Origin of the sequence: Archangium gephyra, from assembly GCF_042230915.1 — a bacterium.
Classification (GTDB): domain Bacteria; phylum Myxococcota; class Myxococcia; order Myxococcales; family Myxococcaceae; genus Archangium; species Archangium gephyra_B.
This window is the reverse complement of sequence record NZ_CP102578.1, coordinates 4,981,920-5,001,633: the sequence shown is the minus strand read 5'-3', so window position 1 is coordinate 5,001,633 and position 19,714 is coordinate 4,981,920. Positions and strand designations below refer to the sequence as shown.

General features: G+C 70.6%; 6 protein-coding genes. 1 reads left to right on the top strand and 5 read right to left on the bottom strand.

Annotated features, from left to right (window positions below):
• Positions 1-6: 6 nt before the first annotated feature.
• Complete coding sequence (locus NR798_RS19705) at positions 7-684, bottom strand: sulfotransferase family protein (protein ID WP_375773030.1); 678 nt, start codon at positions 682-684, stop codon at positions 7-9.
• 66 nt (positions 685-750) lie between these two features.
• Here NR798_RS19705 and cysQ point away from each other — a divergent pair, with 66 nt between their 5' ends.
• The gene (cysQ, locus tag NR798_RS19700) at positions 751-1,560 is read left to right on the top strand and encodes a 3'(2'),5'-bisphosphate nucleotidase CysQ (RefSeq protein WP_375773029.1); all 810 of its coding nucleotides are present in this window, start codon (positions 751-753) and stop codon (positions 1,558-1,560) included.
• A 2-nt stretch (positions 1,561-1,562) separates the two neighbouring features.
• Here cysQ and NR798_RS19695 read toward each other — a convergent pair whose 3' ends face one another.
• The 4 genes from NR798_RS19695 to NR798_RS19680 form a co-directional block, all read right to left on the bottom strand.
• The gene (locus NR798_RS19695) at positions 1,563-2,795 is read right to left on the bottom strand and encodes an MFS transporter (protein WP_375773028.1); all 1,233 of its coding nucleotides are present in this window, start codon (positions 2,793-2,795) and stop codon (positions 1,563-1,565) included.
• Positions 2,792-6,559, bottom strand: a complete 3,768-nt coding sequence (locus tag NR798_RS19690) for a type I polyketide synthase (protein WP_375773027.1) — start codon at positions 6,557-6,559, stop codon at positions 2,792-2,794. Before NR798_RS19690 ends, NR798_RS19695 begins: the two co-directional genes overlap by 4 nt.
• A 9-nt stretch (positions 6,560-6,568) precedes the next feature.
• Positions 6,569-19,423, bottom strand: a complete 12,855-nt coding sequence (locus NR798_RS19685) for a non-ribosomal peptide synthase/polyketide synthase (protein WP_375773026.1) — start codon at positions 19,421-19,423, stop codon at positions 6,569-6,571.
• 102 nt (positions 19,424-19,525) lie between these two features.
• Complete coding sequence (locus NR798_RS19680; RefSeq protein WP_375773025.1) at positions 19,526-19,681, bottom strand: hypothetical protein; 156 nt, start codon at positions 19,679-19,681, stop codon at positions 19,526-19,528.
• Positions 19,682-19,714 lie beyond the last annotated feature (33 nt).

Sequence of the window (19,714 nt, the reverse complement as noted above, 5' to 3'; positions counted from 1 at the left end):
GGGCCGTCAGGACGGCCGGGACTTGTGCCAGGGGAGGAACGCGGACTTCATGCGCTCGCGGATCATCCTCTGGAAGTCGGCGGTGTCGTTGAGGCGGGGGAAGGGCTTGTCCTTGGGGACCTCCAGGCCGAGGAACCGGCACAGGGGCTCCCACCCTTCCTTCACCTCGTAGACGAGCAGCCGGTCCGCGGGGACGTTCTTCTTCACGTCCTCGATGTGCCGGTTGAAGACCTCGATGGCGAACTGCTTGTCCTCGAACCGGCCCTTGAAGGTGCCGTCCCAGATGATGCCGTCCACCATGCGCGCCATCCGCCGCATGGGCGGCACGACGTGACGGATGACGTTGAAGGGGAACGCGCGCAGGCTCCCGTAGATGGTGTTGTACGCGCTCTCGTACCACTTCTCCGGATCGCGCACGCTCAGCAGCACCTTCGCGTCGGGGAAGGCCTGCATCAATTCCTTGTAGTAGGTGCAGCCGGGCCAATCCACCGTCGCCTCGTAGCCCTGGAACATCCGCTTCCAGTCGACCGGCCTGCCCTCGGCCGCATCGGTCCAGAGGGCCATGTGGGACGGATCCTTGATGACCTCCGTCATGTGGTAGCAGGGCTTGAGGCCCAGCTCCTCGAGTGCGGCCTGGAGCGACTTCGTCCCCGTGCGTCCGAATCCCGCGCCAATCAGTCTCATGGCCCTCCCATAAACCACTTCCCCGCCTGAGGGGAAACGGGGATCCTCGCGCGGAGAGGAACGTTCATGACGAAGACAGATGAAGCGTTGGTGTCGGCCGTGTGCGAGGTGGCGCGCCAGGCGGGGCGGGCCACGCTCCAGTTCTACGGAGGCAACGTCGCCGTCGAGCGCAAGGGGGATGACTCCCCGCTGACGGCCGCGGACAAGGCCGCGCACACGCTCATCGTCGAGGCCCTGCGGCGGCTGACGCCCGACCTCCCGGTGCTCTCCGAGGAGTCGAGCGAGATGGATGTGGCCGAGCGGCGCAAGTGGAGCACCTTCTGGCTGGTGGATCCGCTCGACGGCACGAAGGAGTTCATCAAGGGCACGGGCGAGTTCACCGTGAACATCGCCCTCGTGTCCGGCAGCGAGCCCGTGATGGGCGTGGTGCACGTGCCCGTGACGGGCGTCACCTACTGGGGCCGCAAGGGAGCGGGCGCATTCATGGCGCAGGCCGGGCAGGCGCCGGTGGCCATCCGCACGCGGCCCGCGAACCTGGAGCGGCTGGTCATCGTGGCGAGCAAGGACCACGCGGGCCCGCAGGTGGAGGCGCTGCTGAAGCGGCTCACCACGGCGAGCACCGCGAACATGGGCAGCTCGCTCAAGTTCTGCCTCGTCGCCGAGGGCAAGGCGGACTTCTACCCGCGGCTCCAGCCCACGTCCGAGTGGGACACCGGGGCGGCGCAGTGCGTCCTGGAGGCCGCGGGAGGAGCGGTGACGGACATGGCGGGCCGGCGGCTCGTCTACAACAAGGAGCAGATCCTCAACCCGTCCTTCCTGGCCTTCGGAGACCCGCGCCAGGACTGGCTCGCGCTGCTCGAGGGACGCGGCGCGTAGCCTCAGCCCTCCAGGGCCTCCACACCGCGCGGGCGCAGGGCGCGCCATGCCAGCACCAGGCCGAGCAACCCCAGCGCGGCGCAAGCGGTGACGGGACGCAGGCCCAGGCGATCGGCGAGCGCGCCCTGCAGCCAGACGCCCACCGAGTAGCCGACGTTGAGCAGCATGACGTAGAAGCTGATCACCCGCGCCAGCGCCTCCCGGGGCGCTCGCGCCTGGCAGACGGTGGACAGCCCAGTGAGCACCCACATGTACACCGCGCCCAGGCAGAACACCGCTACGCCCGCGAAGGCCAGGCTGGGCGAGAGCCAGTACATGGCGGCCACCGGCCCCAGCAGCAGCACGCTCCCCTCCAGCAGGCGCCGGCGGCCCAGCCGCTCGGCCAGCCACCCCGCGAGCACCGCGGCCACCACCGCCCCCAGGCCCTGCGCCGTGATGAGCATGGACGTGGCGGTGGCGTCCCCCTGGAAGACCTGGATGGCGAACACCGGCACCAGCCCGATGAAGGGCGCGATGAGCACCGCCACCGCGAACGTCCCACTCAGCGCCAGCCCGATTCCCTCGTCCCCCCGCGCCACTCGCACTCCCCTCACGAGACCACCCCAGAGGCTCTCGGCGGCGGCGGAAGCGGAGCGGGCCACCGGAGGGAGCTTCGCGAGCGCGAGGAACACCGTCAGGAAGGAGAGCGTGTTGACGAGGAGGGCCCAGCCCACGCCCCATCTGGCGAGCACCACCGCGGCCAGCACCGGCCCGAGGATGCGCCCGAGGTTGAACTGCGCCGAGTCGAGGCTCTGCGCGCTGTGCAGGTGCTGGGGCGAGACGAGCCCGGCGATCAGCGCGGAGTAGACCGGGCCCGCGAGCGTGGCGACACAACCGTTGAGGAAGGAGAGGACGGCCACCACCGGCACGGAGAGCTGCCCGCTGAAGGCCAGCGCCGTGAGGAGGCCGGCGAGCAGCGTCTGTCCCCCCATGCACATCAGCATCCAGGTGCGCCGGTCGAGGCGATCCGCGAGGGCCCCCGCCACCGGCGCGAGCACGGCCGAGGGCAGGTACGTCAACGCGGCGATACCGCCGGTCCACTCGGCCCGGCCCGTCACCTCGGTGACGTAGACGCCCAACGCGAGCGTCTCCATCCACGTGCCGATGTTGGAGACGAACGCGCCGAGCCAGAGCCGCACGTAGTCGCGATGCTCGAAGGCCCGGAAGGAGGGATGGCTGGACAGACGGAAGCTCACAGGCACTTCCTGATCCGCGCCGCCAAACCTTCCAGGTGGGGAGGCCGCAACATGCCCATGTGATCTCCCGGCACGACTTCCACCCGCACCGCCGGGCCCAGCTCGATCCACGCCGTCTCGCCGCGGGGTGGCAGTCCCGGCGCGACCTGCGCGGCGCGGAAGTACTGCAGCGCTCCGTCCTCCCAACGCGGCGCCGTGTACCGGTACATGGCCTCGGCGTTGGCCATCCACACCTGGAGCATCCGGCGGCCCCGCTCGACATCCGAGAAGAGGGCCTCCACTCCCGCCCGCTGCGCCTCATCGAGCACCCGCTGGAGCTGCGCGTCGAGTGACAACCCGCGCAGCTGCTCGGGAGACACCTGGAACCAGTCCCGCACCAGGAAGGAGAGCACATCGGCCTCGTCCTCCCTCCGCTCCGGGAGGCGTCCCGGGCCGGGCGAGTCGAACAACGCGCACAACGGCACCGCGTGGCCCTCGGCCGACAGGCGGCGCGCCATCTCGTACGCGACGATCCCTCCGAAGGACGAGCCCGCGAGCAGGTACGGCCCCTCGGGCCGCACCGACCGGAGCTCCTGGAGGTAGTGCGCCGCCATCTCCTCGACCGACGTGTGGCAGCGCTCGCGCCCGCTCAACCCCGCCGACTCGAAGCCGTAGGCGGGCCGGGAGGGATCGATGCACCGCGCGATCTCCCGGTAGAAGAGCACCTGCCCGCCCATCGCATGGACGAAGAAGAGCGGAGGCCCGTGCGTCCCCTCCTGGAGCTGCACGAGGCAACCGGATCGCGCCTCTGGCGTGCCACCCGACCCCTGGGAGGCCCCGAGCCGCTCCGCCAACGCAGCGGGGGTCGGCGCCTCCACCACGTCCTTGAGGGCCAGCTTGACGCCCAGGTGCTTCGTGAGCCGCGCGGTCAGGCTCAACGCCATGAGTGAATCGCCGCCGAGCGCGAAGAAGTCATCGTGGATACCGAGTGCCTCGATGCGGAACACCTCCTGGAAGCACTCGACCAGGGCCTTCTCGGTCTCATTGCGCGCGGGCACCACCGCGCCACCCCGCCGCGAGGTGCGCTGGGGCGCGGGGTCAGGCCGCGGCTCGTGGCTTCGGGCCCGGGGGGCGGACTGGCGGCTCGCCGGCTCCAGCCAGTACCGCTCGCGGTCGAAGCTGTAGGTCGGCAGAGGCACCCGGCGGCGGCGCTCGCCCGCGCGGAAGCGCTCCCAGTCGATGGGGACTCCCGCCAGCCACGCCTCGCCCAGGGCCAGCAAGGGGCTCGTCCGTGGTGCCGCCACGTCCGGCAGCGTGGCGAGCACCGGCTGGGAGGTGCGCGCGGGATGCTGCCGCGCGAGCGAGCCCAGCGTGGCGCCTGGCCCTACCTCGATCAGCGCCCGCTCCCCGGAGGAGAGCAGGAGCGACAGCGCGTCGGAGAACCGGACCGTGTTGCGCAGGTGGCGGACCCAGTACGCGGGGTCGGTCGCCTCGCGCTCGCTCAGCCACTGGCCGGTGGCGCTCGACAGGACCGGAAGATTCGGCGGCCGCAGCTTCACCCGCTCCACCACCCGCTGGAAGTCAGCGAGGTAGGGGTCGAGCATCGATGAGTGCGCCGCCCGTGCGTAGCGCACCCGCTTGCACGACACCCCGCGCGCCTCCAGCGTCCGCTCGAGGGCTTCAATCTCCTCCAGCGGCCCCGAGAGGACACACGTGGAGGGCCCGTTGATCGCCGCGATGGAGAGCGCCGTGCCGAGCAACGGGGTGAGTTCCTCCACGGGAGCGAGCACCGAGACCATGGCCCCCGGCGGCATCTCCTCCATCATCCGGGCTCGAACGGCCACGATGGAGCAGGCCTCCTCGAGCGTGAAGACGCCCGCCAGGCACGCCGCGACATACTCTCCCAGCGAGTGGCCGAGCAGCGCCTCCGGTTGCACGCCCCACGAGAGCCACAGCTGCGCCATGGCCCAGTCACATGCGAACAGCGCACTCTGCACCCAGAGGGGCCGGTCCAGCTCGCGGCTCGCGGCATCGAAGCGATCGGGCGGCGCGAACATCACCTCCCGGAGATCTCCGCCGAGCGGGCCGCGCATCAGCTCGGCGCACCGGTCGAGCGCCTCCCGGAAGGCCGGCTCGCGCATGAAGCCAGTGCCCATGTTGACGCGCTGCGAGCCGCCTCCGGGAAAGAGGAACACGGCCCCCCGCCGCTCGGCCTCGTCCAACGCGGTGCGCACCCGCTCGGGCTCGCTCCCCCCGAGCAGCGCCGCCGCCTCCTCGGGACGGCCACTCACCACGAAGCGCCTCCAGGGGAAGCGGGCCCGCCCGGTCTGCAGCGTGTGCGCCACGTCCGCGAGCCGCTCGCTCCCCTGTCCGAGGTGCCCGGCGAGCTCGGCGCTCATCCGCTCCAGCGCGGCCTCCGACTTCGCCGACAGCAGCACCAGCTCCTCGCCGCGTGACGGCTCGCCGCTCGGGACGGCGGGGGCCTCCTGCAACACGGCGTGCGCATTAGTGCCGCCGATGCCGAACGCGCTCACCCCCGCGCGCCGCGGTGCCGGTCCCGTCCAGGGGCTCGGCCTGGACACCACGTAGAAGGGGCTGTCCTCCAGCCCCAGCCGGGGGTTGGGCTCCTGGAAATGCAGTGTCGGTGGCAGCAGGCGGTGCTCCAGGGCCAGCACCGTCTTGATCAGCCCGGTGACTCCCGCCGCGGCATCGAGGTGCCCGATGTTCGTCTTCACCGAGCCGAGGCCACACGAGCCCGGTGCGCCCCCCTGGAACACCTGTTTGAGCGCGGCGACCTCGATCGGGTCTCCGAGTGGCGTGCCCGTACCGTGCGCCTCGATGTACGAGAGGGAGGCCGGCTCGACTCCCGCCATCGCCAGGGCCTCGGTGACGACCGCGGCCTGGCCATTCACCGAGGGAGCGGTGAACCCGGTCTTGCCGCTCCCGTCGTTGTTGATGGCCGTGCCGAGGATGACCGCCCGGATGGGATCGCCGTGGGCGAGCGCATCGGAGAGCCGCTTGAGCACGACGACTCCGACACCATTGCCGTCCACCACGCCAGCGGCCCGGGCATCGAAGGCGCGGCAGTGCCCGTCGGGCGAGAGGATGCCGCCGTCCTGGAAGCGGTGCGGATTGAGCTGGGGAACCCGGATGGCCACCCCTCCGGCGAGCGCGAGCTCACACTCTCCGGACAGCAGGGCCTGGCACGCGAGGTGGACCGCGACCAGCGAGGTCGAGCAGGCCGTCTGCACGGTCAGGCCAGGCCCGGTGAGGTCCAGCTCGTAGGCCACCCGCGTCGCCAGATAGTCGCCGCGATTGCCATGGAGGCTCTCGTTCAGACCGCCACCGCTCCGCTCCACCTCCGGGAGCACGCTCGAGAGCAGGTAGGTGCTGAAGGAGGCTCCCGCGTAGACGGACGCGCGCATCGGAGTTCCCCGGGGCGCATACCCGGCGGACTCGAGCGCGGACCAGGCGCACTCGAGGAAGAACCGCTGCTGCGGATCCATCTGCTCGGCCTCGCGGGGCGAGTAGCCGAAGAAGGGGGCATCGAAGAATTCGATTCCCTCGAGGACGCCCGCCGCGGCGACCACGTCGTCGCCCGAGGGCATGCCGGCCCGCGCCCGCGCCGCGGCGTCGAGCAGGGTGATGGACTCCACCCCCGAGGCGAGGTTGGACCAGAAGCGGCGCTCATCCGGTGCACCGGGAACGCGCAAGGAGAGGCCCACGATGGCGATGGCCATCTCCCCTGCCGGGCCCTGGGGGTTGGTGTCGTTCGGGTTGTCCATGATTGCTCCTCAGCCAGAGACCGGGCGTCCACGCCGATGCAGGGCGAGTCGGCGAAGGTTGTCGCGCCGGTTCTCGCCCGTGGCCGCCGAGGCTTCCCCGGCGGTGGCGGCTGGCGCACCGTTGCCCGACAGGTGCGTGGCCAGGGAGCGCACCGTCGAGAATTGGAACAGCTCCACCAGGGGAATCCGGCGGCCCATCCGCGCCTCGAGCCGCATGTGCACGGTCTGAAGCAGGAGGGAGTTGCCACCGAGATCGAAGAAGTTGTCGTCCGCGCCCACCCGCTCCAGCCGGAGCACTTCGGCCCAGATGGCCGCGAGCACCTGCTCGAGCCCGGCCTCCGGGGAGACGAAGTGCCCACTGCTCCGCTGTTGCGAGTCCGGCGCGGGCAGGGCCTTGCGGTCCACCTTGCCGTTGGACGTGAGCGGCAGTGCTTCCAGCACCACGAAGGCCGAGGGCACCATGTACTCGGGCAACTTCTGCTTCAGACAGGTGCGCAGCTCCGCGAGGTTCAACCCGGGGTCCTCGATACCCACGACGTAGGCCACGAGGCGCTTGTCGCCGGGGCTGTCCTCGCGGGCGATGACGATGCTCTGGCGCACCGCCGGGTGGCGGTCGAGCACGGACTCGATTTCGCCCAGCTCGATGCGGAAGCCGCGCACCTTCACCTGCGAGTCCAGGCGGCCGAGGAACTCCAGCGTGCCATCGGCCAGCCAGCGCACCTTGTCTCCGGTGCGGTAGAGGCGCTCGCCAGGGGCAGTGGCGAAGGGGTGGGGAACGAACTTCTCGGCCGTGAGCTCCGGGCGGTGCAGATAGCCCCAGCCCAGGCCGTCGCCGCCGATGTAGAGCTCGCCGGGCACGCCGGTGGGCACTGGCTGCAGCCGTTCGTCCAGCACGTACACCTGGGTGTTGGAGATGGGGCGGCCGATGGAGACGGAGTGGCCCACCTGCTCGGGACGGGTGAGCACGTGGGTGGTGGCGAAGGTGGTGCTCTCGGTGGGCCCGTAGCCGTTGACGAGCAGGCCTCGCGCCAGACGCGCCTTGACACGCTCGGGCGCCAGCACGTCACCACCGGCGAGCACCTGACGCACATGAGAGAGCGCCTCGGACTGCGTGAGGGCCATCTGGTCGAAGAGGGCAGCCGTCAACCACAGGGTGGTAATCCCGTGTTGGCGCAGGGCGTGTCCCAGCTCCTCGAAGGAGGGGGCGCGAGGGGAGAAGACGACGAGCCTGCCACCGTGCAGCAGGCTGCCCCATAGCTCCAGGGTGGCGGCATCGAAGGAGATGGGAGCCAGCTGCAGCATGACTTCGTCTGGGCCGAAGCGGACGAAGCTGGTGCCCATGACGAGGCGCACCACGCCCCGGTGGGGAATGCACACGCCCTTGGGCCGGCCGGTGGAGCCCGAGGTGTACATGACGTAGGCCAGTGCCTCGGGTGTCACCCCGGAGCGCACAGGCGCCTGGCTCTCCTGGGCGATGAGGTGCCACTCGGCATCCAGCAGCACCTGGCGGGCGTCGTTGGGAGGCAGGCGCTCGGCGAGGTGACGCTGGGCCAGCAGCAGCGGGGCCTGGACGTCCTGGAGCATGAACTCCAGGCGCTCGCGGGGGTAGGCGGGGTCGAGCGGGACGTAGGCACCGCCGGCCTTGAGGATGGCGAGGGTGGCGACCACCATCTCCAGGGAGCGCTCGACGCACAGGGCCACGGGAGTGCCGGGCCGCATGCCCAGGTGGCGCAGGTGGTGGGCCAGCTGGTTGGAGCGCGAGTCGAGCTGGCGGTAGGTGAGGGAGACGCCCTCGAACTGCACGGCGAGGGCATCCGGAGTACGGGCGGCCTGGGCCTCGAACAGCTCGTGGATGCAAGCCTCGCGCGGGTAGTCCACGCGCGTGTCGTTCCACTCCACCAGCAGCTTGTTCTGCTCGGCCTGGGTGAGCAGGGGCAGGCGGGACACGGGCGTGCCGGGCGAGGCCACCGCGGCGGCCAGCAGCACCTGCAGGTGCTCGGCCATGCGGGCGATCGTCGCCGGCTCGAAGAGGTCGGTGTTGTACTCGAAGACGCCGCGCAGCCCCTCCGGGGTCTCTTGCATGAAGAGGGACAGCTCGAACTTGGAGAGACCTCCCTCGGATTCCAGGGGAGAGCTCTTGAGCCCGCCCAGAGCCAGCTCGGGGAGGGGCATGTTCTGCAGGGCGAACAGCACCTGGAAGAGCGGCGAGCGGCTCGGGTCGCGCTGGGGCTGGAGCTGCTCGACGAGCTTCTCGAAGGGGATGTCCTGGTGCTCGTACGCACCCAGGGTGGTGTCACGCACCTGCAGCAGCAGGTCGCGGAAGGAGGCCTCGGGGGAGAAGCGCGAGCGCAGGACGAGCGTATTGACGAAGAAGCCGATCAGCCCTTCCACCTCGGAGCGGCCACGGCCCGCGATGGGCGAGCCCACGCTGATGTCGTCCTGTCCCGAGTAGCGGTGCAGCAGCGCCTGGAAGCCCGCCAGCAGCGTCATGAAGAGCGAGACCCCCTCGCGCTGGCTCAGCTTCCGCAAGCCTTCCGTCAACGCCCTGGACAGCAACACCGGCTGGAGCGCACCCCGGTAGGTCTTCACCACGGGCCTCGGCCGATCCGTTGGCAGTTCCAGGACGGGCGAGGCGCCTTCCAGTTGCTGGCGCCACCAGGAGAGTTGAGACTCCAGCACCTCGCCGCGCAGCCACTCCCGCTGCCACCGCGCGTAGTCCGCGTACTGGATGGGCAATGCGCCCAGGGGCGCCTCCCTCCCCGTCACGAGAGCCGCGTACAACACCTCCAGCTCCCGGAGGAGCACGCCCATCGACCAGCCATCCGACACGATGTGGTGCATCACCAGCACCAGCACGTGCGCCTCTTCCTCCAGCCGCAGCAGCGACACCCGCAGGAGCGGCCCCACCGTCAGCTCGAACGGCCGGCGAGCCTCCTCGGCTACGAGCCGCCGCGCCTCCTGCTCCCGGGTGCTGGCGGGCAGCTCCCGCAGATCCACCTTCGACAGAGGCAAGGGACTCGGAGGGGAGATGCGCTGGAGCACATCCTGCTCGTTCTGCTGGAACGTCGTCCGCAGGGACTCGTGCCGGCGGACCAGCTCGTCGAGGGCCCGCTCCAGCACCGCCACGTCGAGCGCCCCTTCCAGGCGCATTGCCATGGGGATGTTGTAGAGCGCGCTCCCCGGCTCGAGCCGATCCAGGAACCACAGCCGCTGCTGCGCGAAGGACAGCGGCAGCGCCCCGTCCCTCGGCGTTGGCACCAGCGCCGGAGCCTCGGGTCCCCGTGGCCTGCCCGACATGGCTTCCAGCCGCCGGGCCAGTTCCGCCACCGTCGGCGCCTCGAAGAGCGCGCGCACCGGCAGCTCCACCTTCAGCACCTCGCGCAGCCTCGATGCCACCTGCGTCGCCAGCAGCGAGTGCCCTCCCAGCTCGAAGAAGTGGTCCTCCGCTCCTACCCGCCTCGCTCCCAGCAGCGCCGCCCAGATTCCCGCCACCACCTCCTCCAGCGCCGTCCGAGGCGCCACGTACCCAGCCTTTCCCTCCCCTCCCTCCGGCGCTGGCAACGCCTTGCGGTCCACCTTGCCGTTGGGCGTGAGCGGCAAGGCCTCCAGGACTACGAAGGCCGAGGGCACCATGTACTCGGGCAGCGTCTGCTTCAGCCAGGTCCGGAGGTCCTCGGGCTTCAACTCGTGGCCCGTGGCACCCTCACCCCGTCCCTCTCCCGGAGGGCGAGGGGAAGTGGGCGCAGTGGGGGAAGTGGGCGCAGTGGGGGAAGTGGGCACCACGTAGGCCACCAGCCACTTGCCTCCGGGGCCGTCCTCCCTGGCCAGCAGCACGGTGTCTCGCACCGCCGGGTGCTGGCGCAGCGTCGCTTCAATCTCCCCCAGCTCGATGCGGAAGCCGCGCACCTTCACCTGGAAATCGGCCCGCCCCAGGTACTCCAGCACTCCGTCGGCCCGGTACCTCACCCGGTCTCCCGTGCGGTACATGCGCGTGCCCGCGAGGCCAAACGGGTCGGGCAGGAAGCGCTCGGCCGTCAGTTCCGGCCGGTGCAGGTATCCTCGCGCCAGCCCCTCTCCCGCCAGGTACAGCTCTCCAATAACTCCCACCGGCACGGGCCTCAGTTGCCCGTCCAGCACGTACGCCTGCGTGTTGGTGATGGGGCGGCCGATGAGCGGCGCCTCTCCCCTCTTCACCAGTGCATACGTGGAGTAGGTTGTGTCCTCCGAGGGGCCGTACAGGTTGTACAGCTTGCTGACTCCGGGCACCTCGTACACCTGCTCCGCCAGCGGCTGCGGCAGCGCCTCTCCGGCCAGGTTGACGGTGCGCACCGAGTCCGGCACCGCTCCCATGCGCAGCAGTTGCGCCATGGCCGAGGGCACCGTGTTGAGCAGCGTCACCTCTCCGGCCGTGGACAGCTCCGCCAGGTGCAGGGCGTTGCGTGCCAGCACCACGCTGCCCCCACACGCCAGGGGCGCGAATACCTCGAAGACGGACAGGTCGAAGTTGAGCGAGGTGGAGCCCAAGACTCCGCGTAACTCCTCGGGCGAGAAGACGCCCAGCGCCCAGTGCAGGAAGGCCACCGCGCTCTGGTGCGCTATGGCCACCCCCTTGGGCCTGCCCGTGCTTCCCGAGGTGTAGATGAGGTAGGCGAGGTTGCCCGCCAGCGCCGAGTCCCCCAGCGGCTGCGTGGACTCACGCCCCAGCAATTCCTCGTCCGAGTCCAGGCACACCACGGGCACCGAGTGTGGCGGCAGCGCCCCCAGCAGGTGCGAGTGCGCCACGAGCGCGGGGCCCCGGGCATCCTCCAGCAGCCAGGCCAGACGCTCCTTGGGGTAGGTGGGGTCCAGCGGCACGTAGGCCCCACCGGCCTTGAGGATGGCCAGCATGGCCACCACCATGTCGGCGTTGCGCTCCACGCACAGGCCCACCCGCACCTCGGGGCCCACTCCCAGCGAGCGCAGCCGCCGCGCCAGTTGATTGGCACGTGCCTCCAACTCCCGGTAGGCGAGCCGCGCCGTCTCGGTGACGACGGCGGTGGCCTCTGGAGTGCGCCGGGCCTGCGCCTCGAACAGGTGGTGGATGCACGCCTCGCGCGGGCAGTCCGCCCGGTCCTCGTTCCACTCCACCAGCACCTGGCGCCGCTCCGCCTCCGACAGCAGCGGCAACTCCCAGGGCCGCTGCTCCGGGTGCGCCACCGCCCCCTCCAGCAGCCGCACGTAGTGCGCCGCCATCCGCGCCACCGTCGCCTCGTCGAACAGGCTGGTGTTGTACTCCCAGAAGCCCTCCCACCCCTCCGTGCCCTCGCGCACGTACAAGGACAGGTCGAACTTCGCCATCCCGGCGTCCACGGCCATCGTCTCCAGCGACAAACCGGGCAGCGCCACCTTCGCCGGAGCCTCCTGCAGGGCGAACAGCACCTGGAAGAGCGGCGTGCGGCTCATGTCCCGCACCGGCTGCACCGCCTCCACCAACTGCTCGAAGGGCACCTCCTGGTACGCGTATGCCCCCAGGCACACCTCCCTCACCCTCCCCAACAACTCCCTGAAGCTCTCCGCCGCCTTCGTCTCCACCCGCAACGCCAGCGTGTTGACGAAGAAGCCCACCAGCCCCTCTACCTCTCCCCTCGTCCGGCCCGCGATGGGCGAGCCCACCACCACGTCCTTCTGTCCGCTGTAGCGCCCCAGCAGCACCTGCAACGCCGCCAGCAGCGTCATGTACGGCGTCACCCCCTCCTTGCGGCTCAGCTCCCTCACCGCCCCGTGCAGCCCCTTGGGCAACTCCACCCTCAGCAGCGCTCCCCGGTGGCTCTGCACCGCCGGCCTCGGCCTGTCCGTCGGCAACTCCAGCACCGGCGGCGCTCCCACAAGCCTCTGCTTCCACCAGGCCAACTGCCCCTCCAGCACCTCCCCCTTCAACCACTCCCGCTGCCACCTCGCGTAGTCCCCGTACTGCACCGGCAGTGCTGGGAGGGCGGGCTCCTCTCCCCTCACGTACGCCCCGTAGTGCGCCTCCACCTCCCTCACCAGCACCCCCATCGACCAGCCGTCACACACGATGTGGTGCATCACCAGCAGCAGCACGTGCTCCTCCGCCGCCAGCCGCAGCAGGCTCGCCCGGAGCAGCGGGCCCTTCTCCAGGTCGAAGGGCTTGCGCGCCTCTTCCTCCGCCCGGCGCTGCACTGCTCGCGGCTTCTCTGCTTGCCCCACGTCCTCCAGGCTCTCCACCGGCAGCGCGAGCGATAGTTGCTCGGCGATGCGCTGCACCGGCTGCCCATTCACCTGCGTGAACGTCGTGCGCAGCACCTCGTGCCGCCTCACCACCTCGCACAGGCTCCGCTCCAGCGCGGCCACGTCCAGCCGTCCCTCGAGTCTGGCGAAGTACGGCACGTTGTAGGTGGAACCTCCGGGCGTCAGCTGCTCCAGGAACAACAGCCGCTGCTGCGCGAACGACAGCGGCAGCGCCCCATCCCTCGGCGTTGGCACCAGGGGTAGCGGCCTCGGCCCCTGCTCTCCTCCGAGCGCTTCCTCCAGCCTCGCCGCGAGCTCCGCCACCGTGGGCGCCTCGAAGAGCGCGCGCACCGGCAGTTCCACCTTCAGCACCTCGCGCAGCCGCGACACCACCTGCGTCGCCAGCAGCGAGTGCCCTCCCAGCGAGAAGAAGTGACCCCGAGCCCCCACCCGCTTCACCCCCAGCAGCGGTGCCCAGAGATCCGCCACCACCTGCTCCATGGCCGTCCGAGGCGGCTCGTACTCCTCGCGGGCCTCCTCCATGTCGGGTGCCGGCAGCGCCTTGCGGTTGAGCTTCCCGTTCGCCGAGAGCGGCATCGCCTCCAGCACCACGAAGGCCGAGGGCACCATGAACTCGGGCAACCGCTGCTGCAGCAGGCCGCGCAGCTCGGCCGTGTCGAGCCCGTCTCCAACGACGTAGGCCACCAGCCGCTTGTCTCCGGGAACGTCCTCCCGGACGAGCACCACCGCCTCGCGGACCGCGGAGTGCCGGGCGATGACGGCCTCGATCTCCCCCAGCTCCACCCGCAGGCCGCGGATCTTCACCTGATGATCGATCCGCCCGAGGTACTCCACGTTTCCATCCCCGAGCAGGCGGGCCAGGTCTCCCGTGCGGTAGAGCCTCGCGCCCGGCTCGGCGCTGAACGGATGCGGAATGAACCGCTCGGCGGTGAGGTCCGGCCGGTGGCAGTAGCCCCGGGCCAGTCCCACGCCACCGATGAACAGCTCCCCGGCCACCCCGAGGGGCACGGGCTGCAGCGCGCCATCCAGGACGTACAGTTGCAGGTTGTCGATGGGCCGGCCGATCGGCACCTTGCGCTCACGGCTGTCGCGCTGGCAGGCCCAGAAGGACACGTCGACCGCGGCCTCCGTGGGGCCGTAGAGGTTGTGCAGCTCGGCGCCGAACGCGCGGAAGAAGCGCTCCTGGAGCTCCGCGGGCAGCTCCTCGCCACTGCAGAAGACGCGGCGGAACGCACAGCGCTCGACGCCGGGGTGGGCCAGGAACATCTGCAGCATCGACGGGACGAAGTGCAGCGTGGTGATGCCCTGCTGGGAAATGACCTCGGCCAGGTAGGCGGGATCCCGATGCCCCTCGGGCCGAGCCATGTACAGGCGAGCGCCGGTGAGCAGCGGCCAGAAGAACTCCCAGACCGACACGTCGAAGGTGAACGGCGTCTTCTGCAGGACGCGATCCTCCGAGGTGAGGCCGTAGCTCTTCTGCATCCAGAGCAGGCGGTTGGCGACCGCGTCGTGGGTGTTCATCGCGCCCTTGGGCTTGCCGGTGCTGCCCGAGGTGTAGATGACGTAGACGAGGTTCTCCGGAGTGACGCCACTCTCCGGGCGCGAGGCCGGCTGGGAGGCCATCCGGGACCAGTCCGAGTCCAGGCACACGGAGCGCGCGCCTGGAGGCAGCCGCGAGGCAACGGCCGCCTGGGTGAGGACGACCGGCGCCCGGGACTCCTCGAGCATGTGCTCCAGCCGCTCGGCCGGGTAGGAGGGATCCAACGGAACGTAGGCGCCACCCGCCTTGAGGATGCCGAGCAGCCCCACCACCATCTCCAGCGAGCGCTCCACGCACAGGCCCACGCACACCTCGGGGCCCACGCCTAGCGAGCGCAGGTACCAGGCCAGCTGGTTGGCACGCGCGTCCAGCTCCCGGTACGTCAGCGCGCCCTGCTCCGAGACCAGGGCGATGGCCTCGGGCGTACGCCGCACCTGTGCTTCCACCAGCGAGTGGACACAGCCCGAGTCCGGGTAGACCGCATGCGTGTCATTCCACTCCACGAGGAACTGGCGCCGCTCCGCCTCCGACAGCAGCGGCAACTCCCAGGGCCGCTGCTCCGGGTGCGTCACCGCCCCCTCCAGCAGCCGCACGTAGTGCGCCGCCATCCGCGCCACCGTCGCCTCGTCGTACAGGCTGGTGTTGTACTCCCAGAAGCCCTCCCACCCCTCCGTGCCCTCGCGCACGTACAAGGACAGGTCGAACTTCGCCATCCCGGCGTCCACGTCCATCGTCTCCAGCGACAAACCGGGCAGCGCCACCTTCGCCGGAGCCTCCTGCAGGGCGAACAGCACCTGGAAGAGCGGCGTGCGGCTCATGTCCCGCACCGGTTGCACCGCCTCCACCAATTGCTCGAAGGGCACCTCCTGGTGCGCGTATGCCCCCAGGCACACCTCCCTCACCCTCCCCAACAACTCCCGGAAGCTCTCCTCCGCCTTCGTCTCCACCCTCAGCGCCAGCGTGTTGACGAAGAAGCCCACCAGCCCCTCCACCTCTCCCCTCGTCCGGCCCGCGATGGGCGAGCCCACCACCACGTCCTTCTGTCCGCTGTAACGCCCCAGCAGCACCTGCAGCGCCGCCAGCAGCGTCATGTACGGCGTCACCCCCTCCTTGCGGCTCAGCTCCCTCACCGCCCCGTGCAGCCCCTTGGGCAGCTCCACCCTCAGCAGCGCTCCCCGGTGGCTCTGCACCGCCGGCCTCGGCCTGTCCGTCGGCAACTCCAGCACCGACGGCGCTCCCACAAGCCTCTGCTTCCACCAGGCCAGCTGCCCCTCCAGCACCTCCCCCTTCAACCACTCCCGCTGCCACCTCGCGTAGTCCCCGTACTGCACCGGCAGTGCTCGCAGCGCCGGCTCCTCCCCTCTCACGTACGCCCCGTAGTGCGCCTCCACCTCCCTCACCAGCACCCCCATTGACCAGCCGTCACACACGATGTGGTGCATCACCAGCAGCAGCACGTGCTCCTCCGCCGCCAGCCGCAGCAGGCTCGCCCGGAGCAGCGGGCCCTTCTCCAGGTCGAAGGGCTTGCGCGCCTCTTCCTCCGCCCGGCGCTGCACTGCTCGCGGCCTCTGTGCCTGCTCCACGTCCTCCAGGCTCTCCACCGGCAGCGCGAGCGACAGCTGCCCGGCAATGCGTTGCACCGGCTGCCCATTCACCTGCGTGAATGTCGTGCGCAGTACCTCGTGCCGCCTCACCACCTCGCACAGGCTCCGCTCCAGTGCGGCCACGTCCAACCGGCCCTCGAGCCTGGCGAAGTACGGCAGGTTGTAGGTGAAGCCTCCAGGCGTCAGCTGCTCCAGGAACCACAGCCGCTGCTGCGCGAAGGACAGCGGCAGCGCCCCGTCCCTCGGCGTTGGCACCAGCGCCGGAGCCTCGGGTCCCCGCGGCCCGCCCGACATGGCTTCCAGCCTCCGGGCCAGCTCCGCCACCGTCGGCGCCTCGAAGAGCGCGCGCACCGGCAGCTCCACCTTCAGCACCTCGCGCAACCTCGACGCCACCTGCGTCGCCAGCAGCGAGTGCCCTCCCAGCTCGAAGAAGTGGTCCTCCGCTCCTACGCGCCGCGCTCCCAGCAGCGACGCCCAGATTCCCGCCACCACCTCCTCCAGCGCCGTCCGAGGCGCCACGTACCCGCCCTTCCCCTCCCCTCCCTCCGGCGCCGGCAGCGCCTTGCGGTCCACCTTGCCGTTGGACGTGAGCGGCAAGGCCTCCAGCACCACGAAGGCCGAGGGCACCATGTACTCGGGCAGCGTCTTCTTCAGCCAGGTACGCAGCTCCTCGGGCTTCAACTCGTGGCCCGAGGTACCCTCACCCCGTCCCTCTCCCGGAGGGCGAGGGGAAGTGGGCGCAGTGGGGGAAGTGGGCACCACGTAGGCCACCAGCCACTTGCCTCCGGGGCCGTCCTCCCGGGCCAGCAACACGGTGTCTCGCACCGCCGGGTGCTGGCGCAGCGCCGCTTCAATCTCCCCCAACTCGATGCGGAAGCCGCGCACCTTCACCTGGAAGTCGGCCCGCCCCAGGTACTCCAGCACTCCGTCGGCCCGGTACCTCACCCGGTCTCCCGTGCGGTACATGCGCGTGCCCGCGGGGCCAAACGGGTCGGGCAGGAAGCGCTCGGCCGTCAACTCCGGCCGGTGCAGGTAGCCTCGCGCCAGCCCCTCTCCCGCCAGGTACAGCTCTCCAATGACTCCCACCGGCACGGGCCTCAACTCCCCGTCCAGCACGTACGCCTGCGTGTTGGTGATGGGGCGGCCGATGAGCGGCGCCTCTCCCTTCTTCACCAGCGCATACGTGGAGTAGGTGGTGTCCTCCGAGGGGCCGTACAGGTTGTACAGCTTGCTGACTCCGGGCACCTCGTACACCTGCTCCGCCAGCGGCTGCGGCAGCGCCTCTCCGGCCAGGTTGACGGTGCGCACCGAGTCCGGCACCGCCCCCATGCGCAGCAGTTGCGCCATGGCCGAGGGCACCGTGTTGAGCAGCGTCACCTCTCCGGCCGTGGACAGCTCCGCCAGGTGCAGGGCGTTGCGTGCCAGCACCACGCTGCCTCCACACGCCAGGGGGGCGAATACCTCGAAGACGGACAGGTCGAAGTTGAGCGAGGTGGAGCCCAAGACTCCGCGTAACTCCTCGGGCGAGAAGACGCCCAGCGCCCAGTGCAGGAAGGCCACCGCGCTCTGGTGCGCTATGGCCACCCCCTTGGGCCTGCCCGTGCTTCCCGAGGTGTAGATGAGGTAGGCGAGGTTTTCCGCCAGCGCCGACTCCCCCAGCGGCTGCGTGGACTCACGCCCCAGCAATTCCGCGTCCGCGTCCAGGCACACCACGGGCACCGAATGCGGCGGCAGCGCCCCCAGCAGGTGCGAGTGCGCCACGAGCGCGGGGCCCCGAGCATCCTCCAGCAGCCAGGCCAGACGCTCCTTGGGGTAGGTGGGGTCCAGTGGCACGTAGGCTCCACCGGCCTTGAGGATGGCCAGCATCGCCACCACCATGTCGGCGTTGCGCTCCACGCACAGTCCCACCCGCACCTCGGGCCCTACTCCCAGCGAGCGCAGCCGCCGCGCCAGTTGATTGGCACGTGCCTCCAGCTCCCGGTAGGTGAGCCGAACCGTCTCGGTGACGACGGCCGTGGCCTCCGGAGTACGCCGGGCCTGCGCCTCGAACAGGTGGTGGATGCACGCTTCGCGCGGGTAGTCCGCACGGCCGTCATTCCACTCCACCAGCACCTGGCGCCGCTCCGCCTCCGACAGCATGGGCAGCGCCGCCAGCGCCTGCTCCGGGTCCGAGAGGGCTCCCTCCAGCAGCCGCGCGTAGTGCGCCGCCATCCGCGCCACCGTCTGCTCGTCGAACAGCTCGCTGTTGTACTCCCAGAGGCCCACCCAGCCCTTCCCCGTCTCCCGCACGAAGAGGGTGAGGTCGAACTTGGCCGTGCCGGGCTCGAAGACGAGCTCCTCCACCGCCACGCCGGGCAGCTCCAGCGCCGCGAAGGGCGCGGCTCCCTGCAGCACGAACGAGGCCTGGAACAGCGGCGTGCGGCTCAGGTCCCGCACCGGCTGCAAGGCATCCACCAGCCGCTCGAAGGGCACGTCCTGGTGGGCATAGGCGCCCAGACACGCCTCCCGCACCCGCTTCAACAACCCCCGGAATCCCTCCTCCCCCGCCGCCTCCACCCTCAGCGCCAACGTGTTGGCGAAGAAGCCCATCAGCCCCTCCACCTCCCGCCGGTTTCGCCCGGAAATCGGCGTCCCCACCACCACGTCCCTCTGCCCGCTGTAGCGCGCCAGCAACGCCTGGAAGCCCGCCAGCAGCGTCATGAACGGCGTCACTCCCTCCTTCCGGCTCACCTCCCGCACCGCTCCGGACAGCGCCGGAGACAGCTCCACCCTCAGCACGGCTCCTCTGGAGGACTGCACCGCGGGCCTGGGCCTGTCCGTCGGCAGCTCCAACACCGGCGGCGCTCCCGCCAGCTGCCGCTTCCACCACGCGAGCTGCTCCTCCAGCGCCTCGCCCTTCAGCCACTCCCGCTGCCACACCGCGTAGTCCACGCACTGCACCGGCAGGGCCGGCAACTCCGGCGTCTCCCCTCGCGCGTAGGCCCGGTACAGCTCCGTCAGCTCGCGCTCCATCAACCCCAGCGACCAGCCATCGCAGACGATGTGGTGCATCACCAGCACCAGCACGTGCTCGTCCGCCGCCAGCCGCAACAGCCTCGCCCTCACCAGTGGGCCTGTCTCCAGCTCGAACGGGCGCCGGGCCTCCTCCTCCACCCGGCGCACGGCCGCACCGGCGCGCTCTGCCTCCGGCACCGCCTCCAGGCTCTCCACCGGCAGCGCCAGCTCCAACTCCGAGGCAATCCGCTGGATCGGCCGCCCGTCCTCCAGGCCGAACGTCGTCCGCAGGGCCTCGTGCCGCTGCACGAGCGCCACCAGACTCCGCTCCAGCGCGCTCACGTCCAGCCGCCCCTTCAGCCTCGCGGCGAGCGGAACGTTGTACGCGAACCCTCCCGGTGCGAGCTGCTCGATGAACCACAACCGCTGCTGCGCGAAGGACAGCGGCAGCTCCCCCTGCCTCGCGACCTGAACCACGGGGGAGGGCCTGCGACTCCGCCGGTCTGCTGGTTTCGCCTCTTGAGGGCTCATGGAGATTCTCGTGTCCTGGAAGGGGGTGGGGAGAAGAAGCGGCGGGCCTCAGGCGGCATGGGCCCGCTCCAGGCACGCCCGGAGCCGCGCCGCCAGACCGTCCACGTGGGGCGGGAGCATCATGCTGATGTGATCTCCCGGGACGACCTCGACCCGCACCGCCGCGCACCGGTCCGTCCACGCCAGCTCCAGATGGCTCGGCATCTCCGGGCGGACGAGGTGTCGTGTTGTTCATTC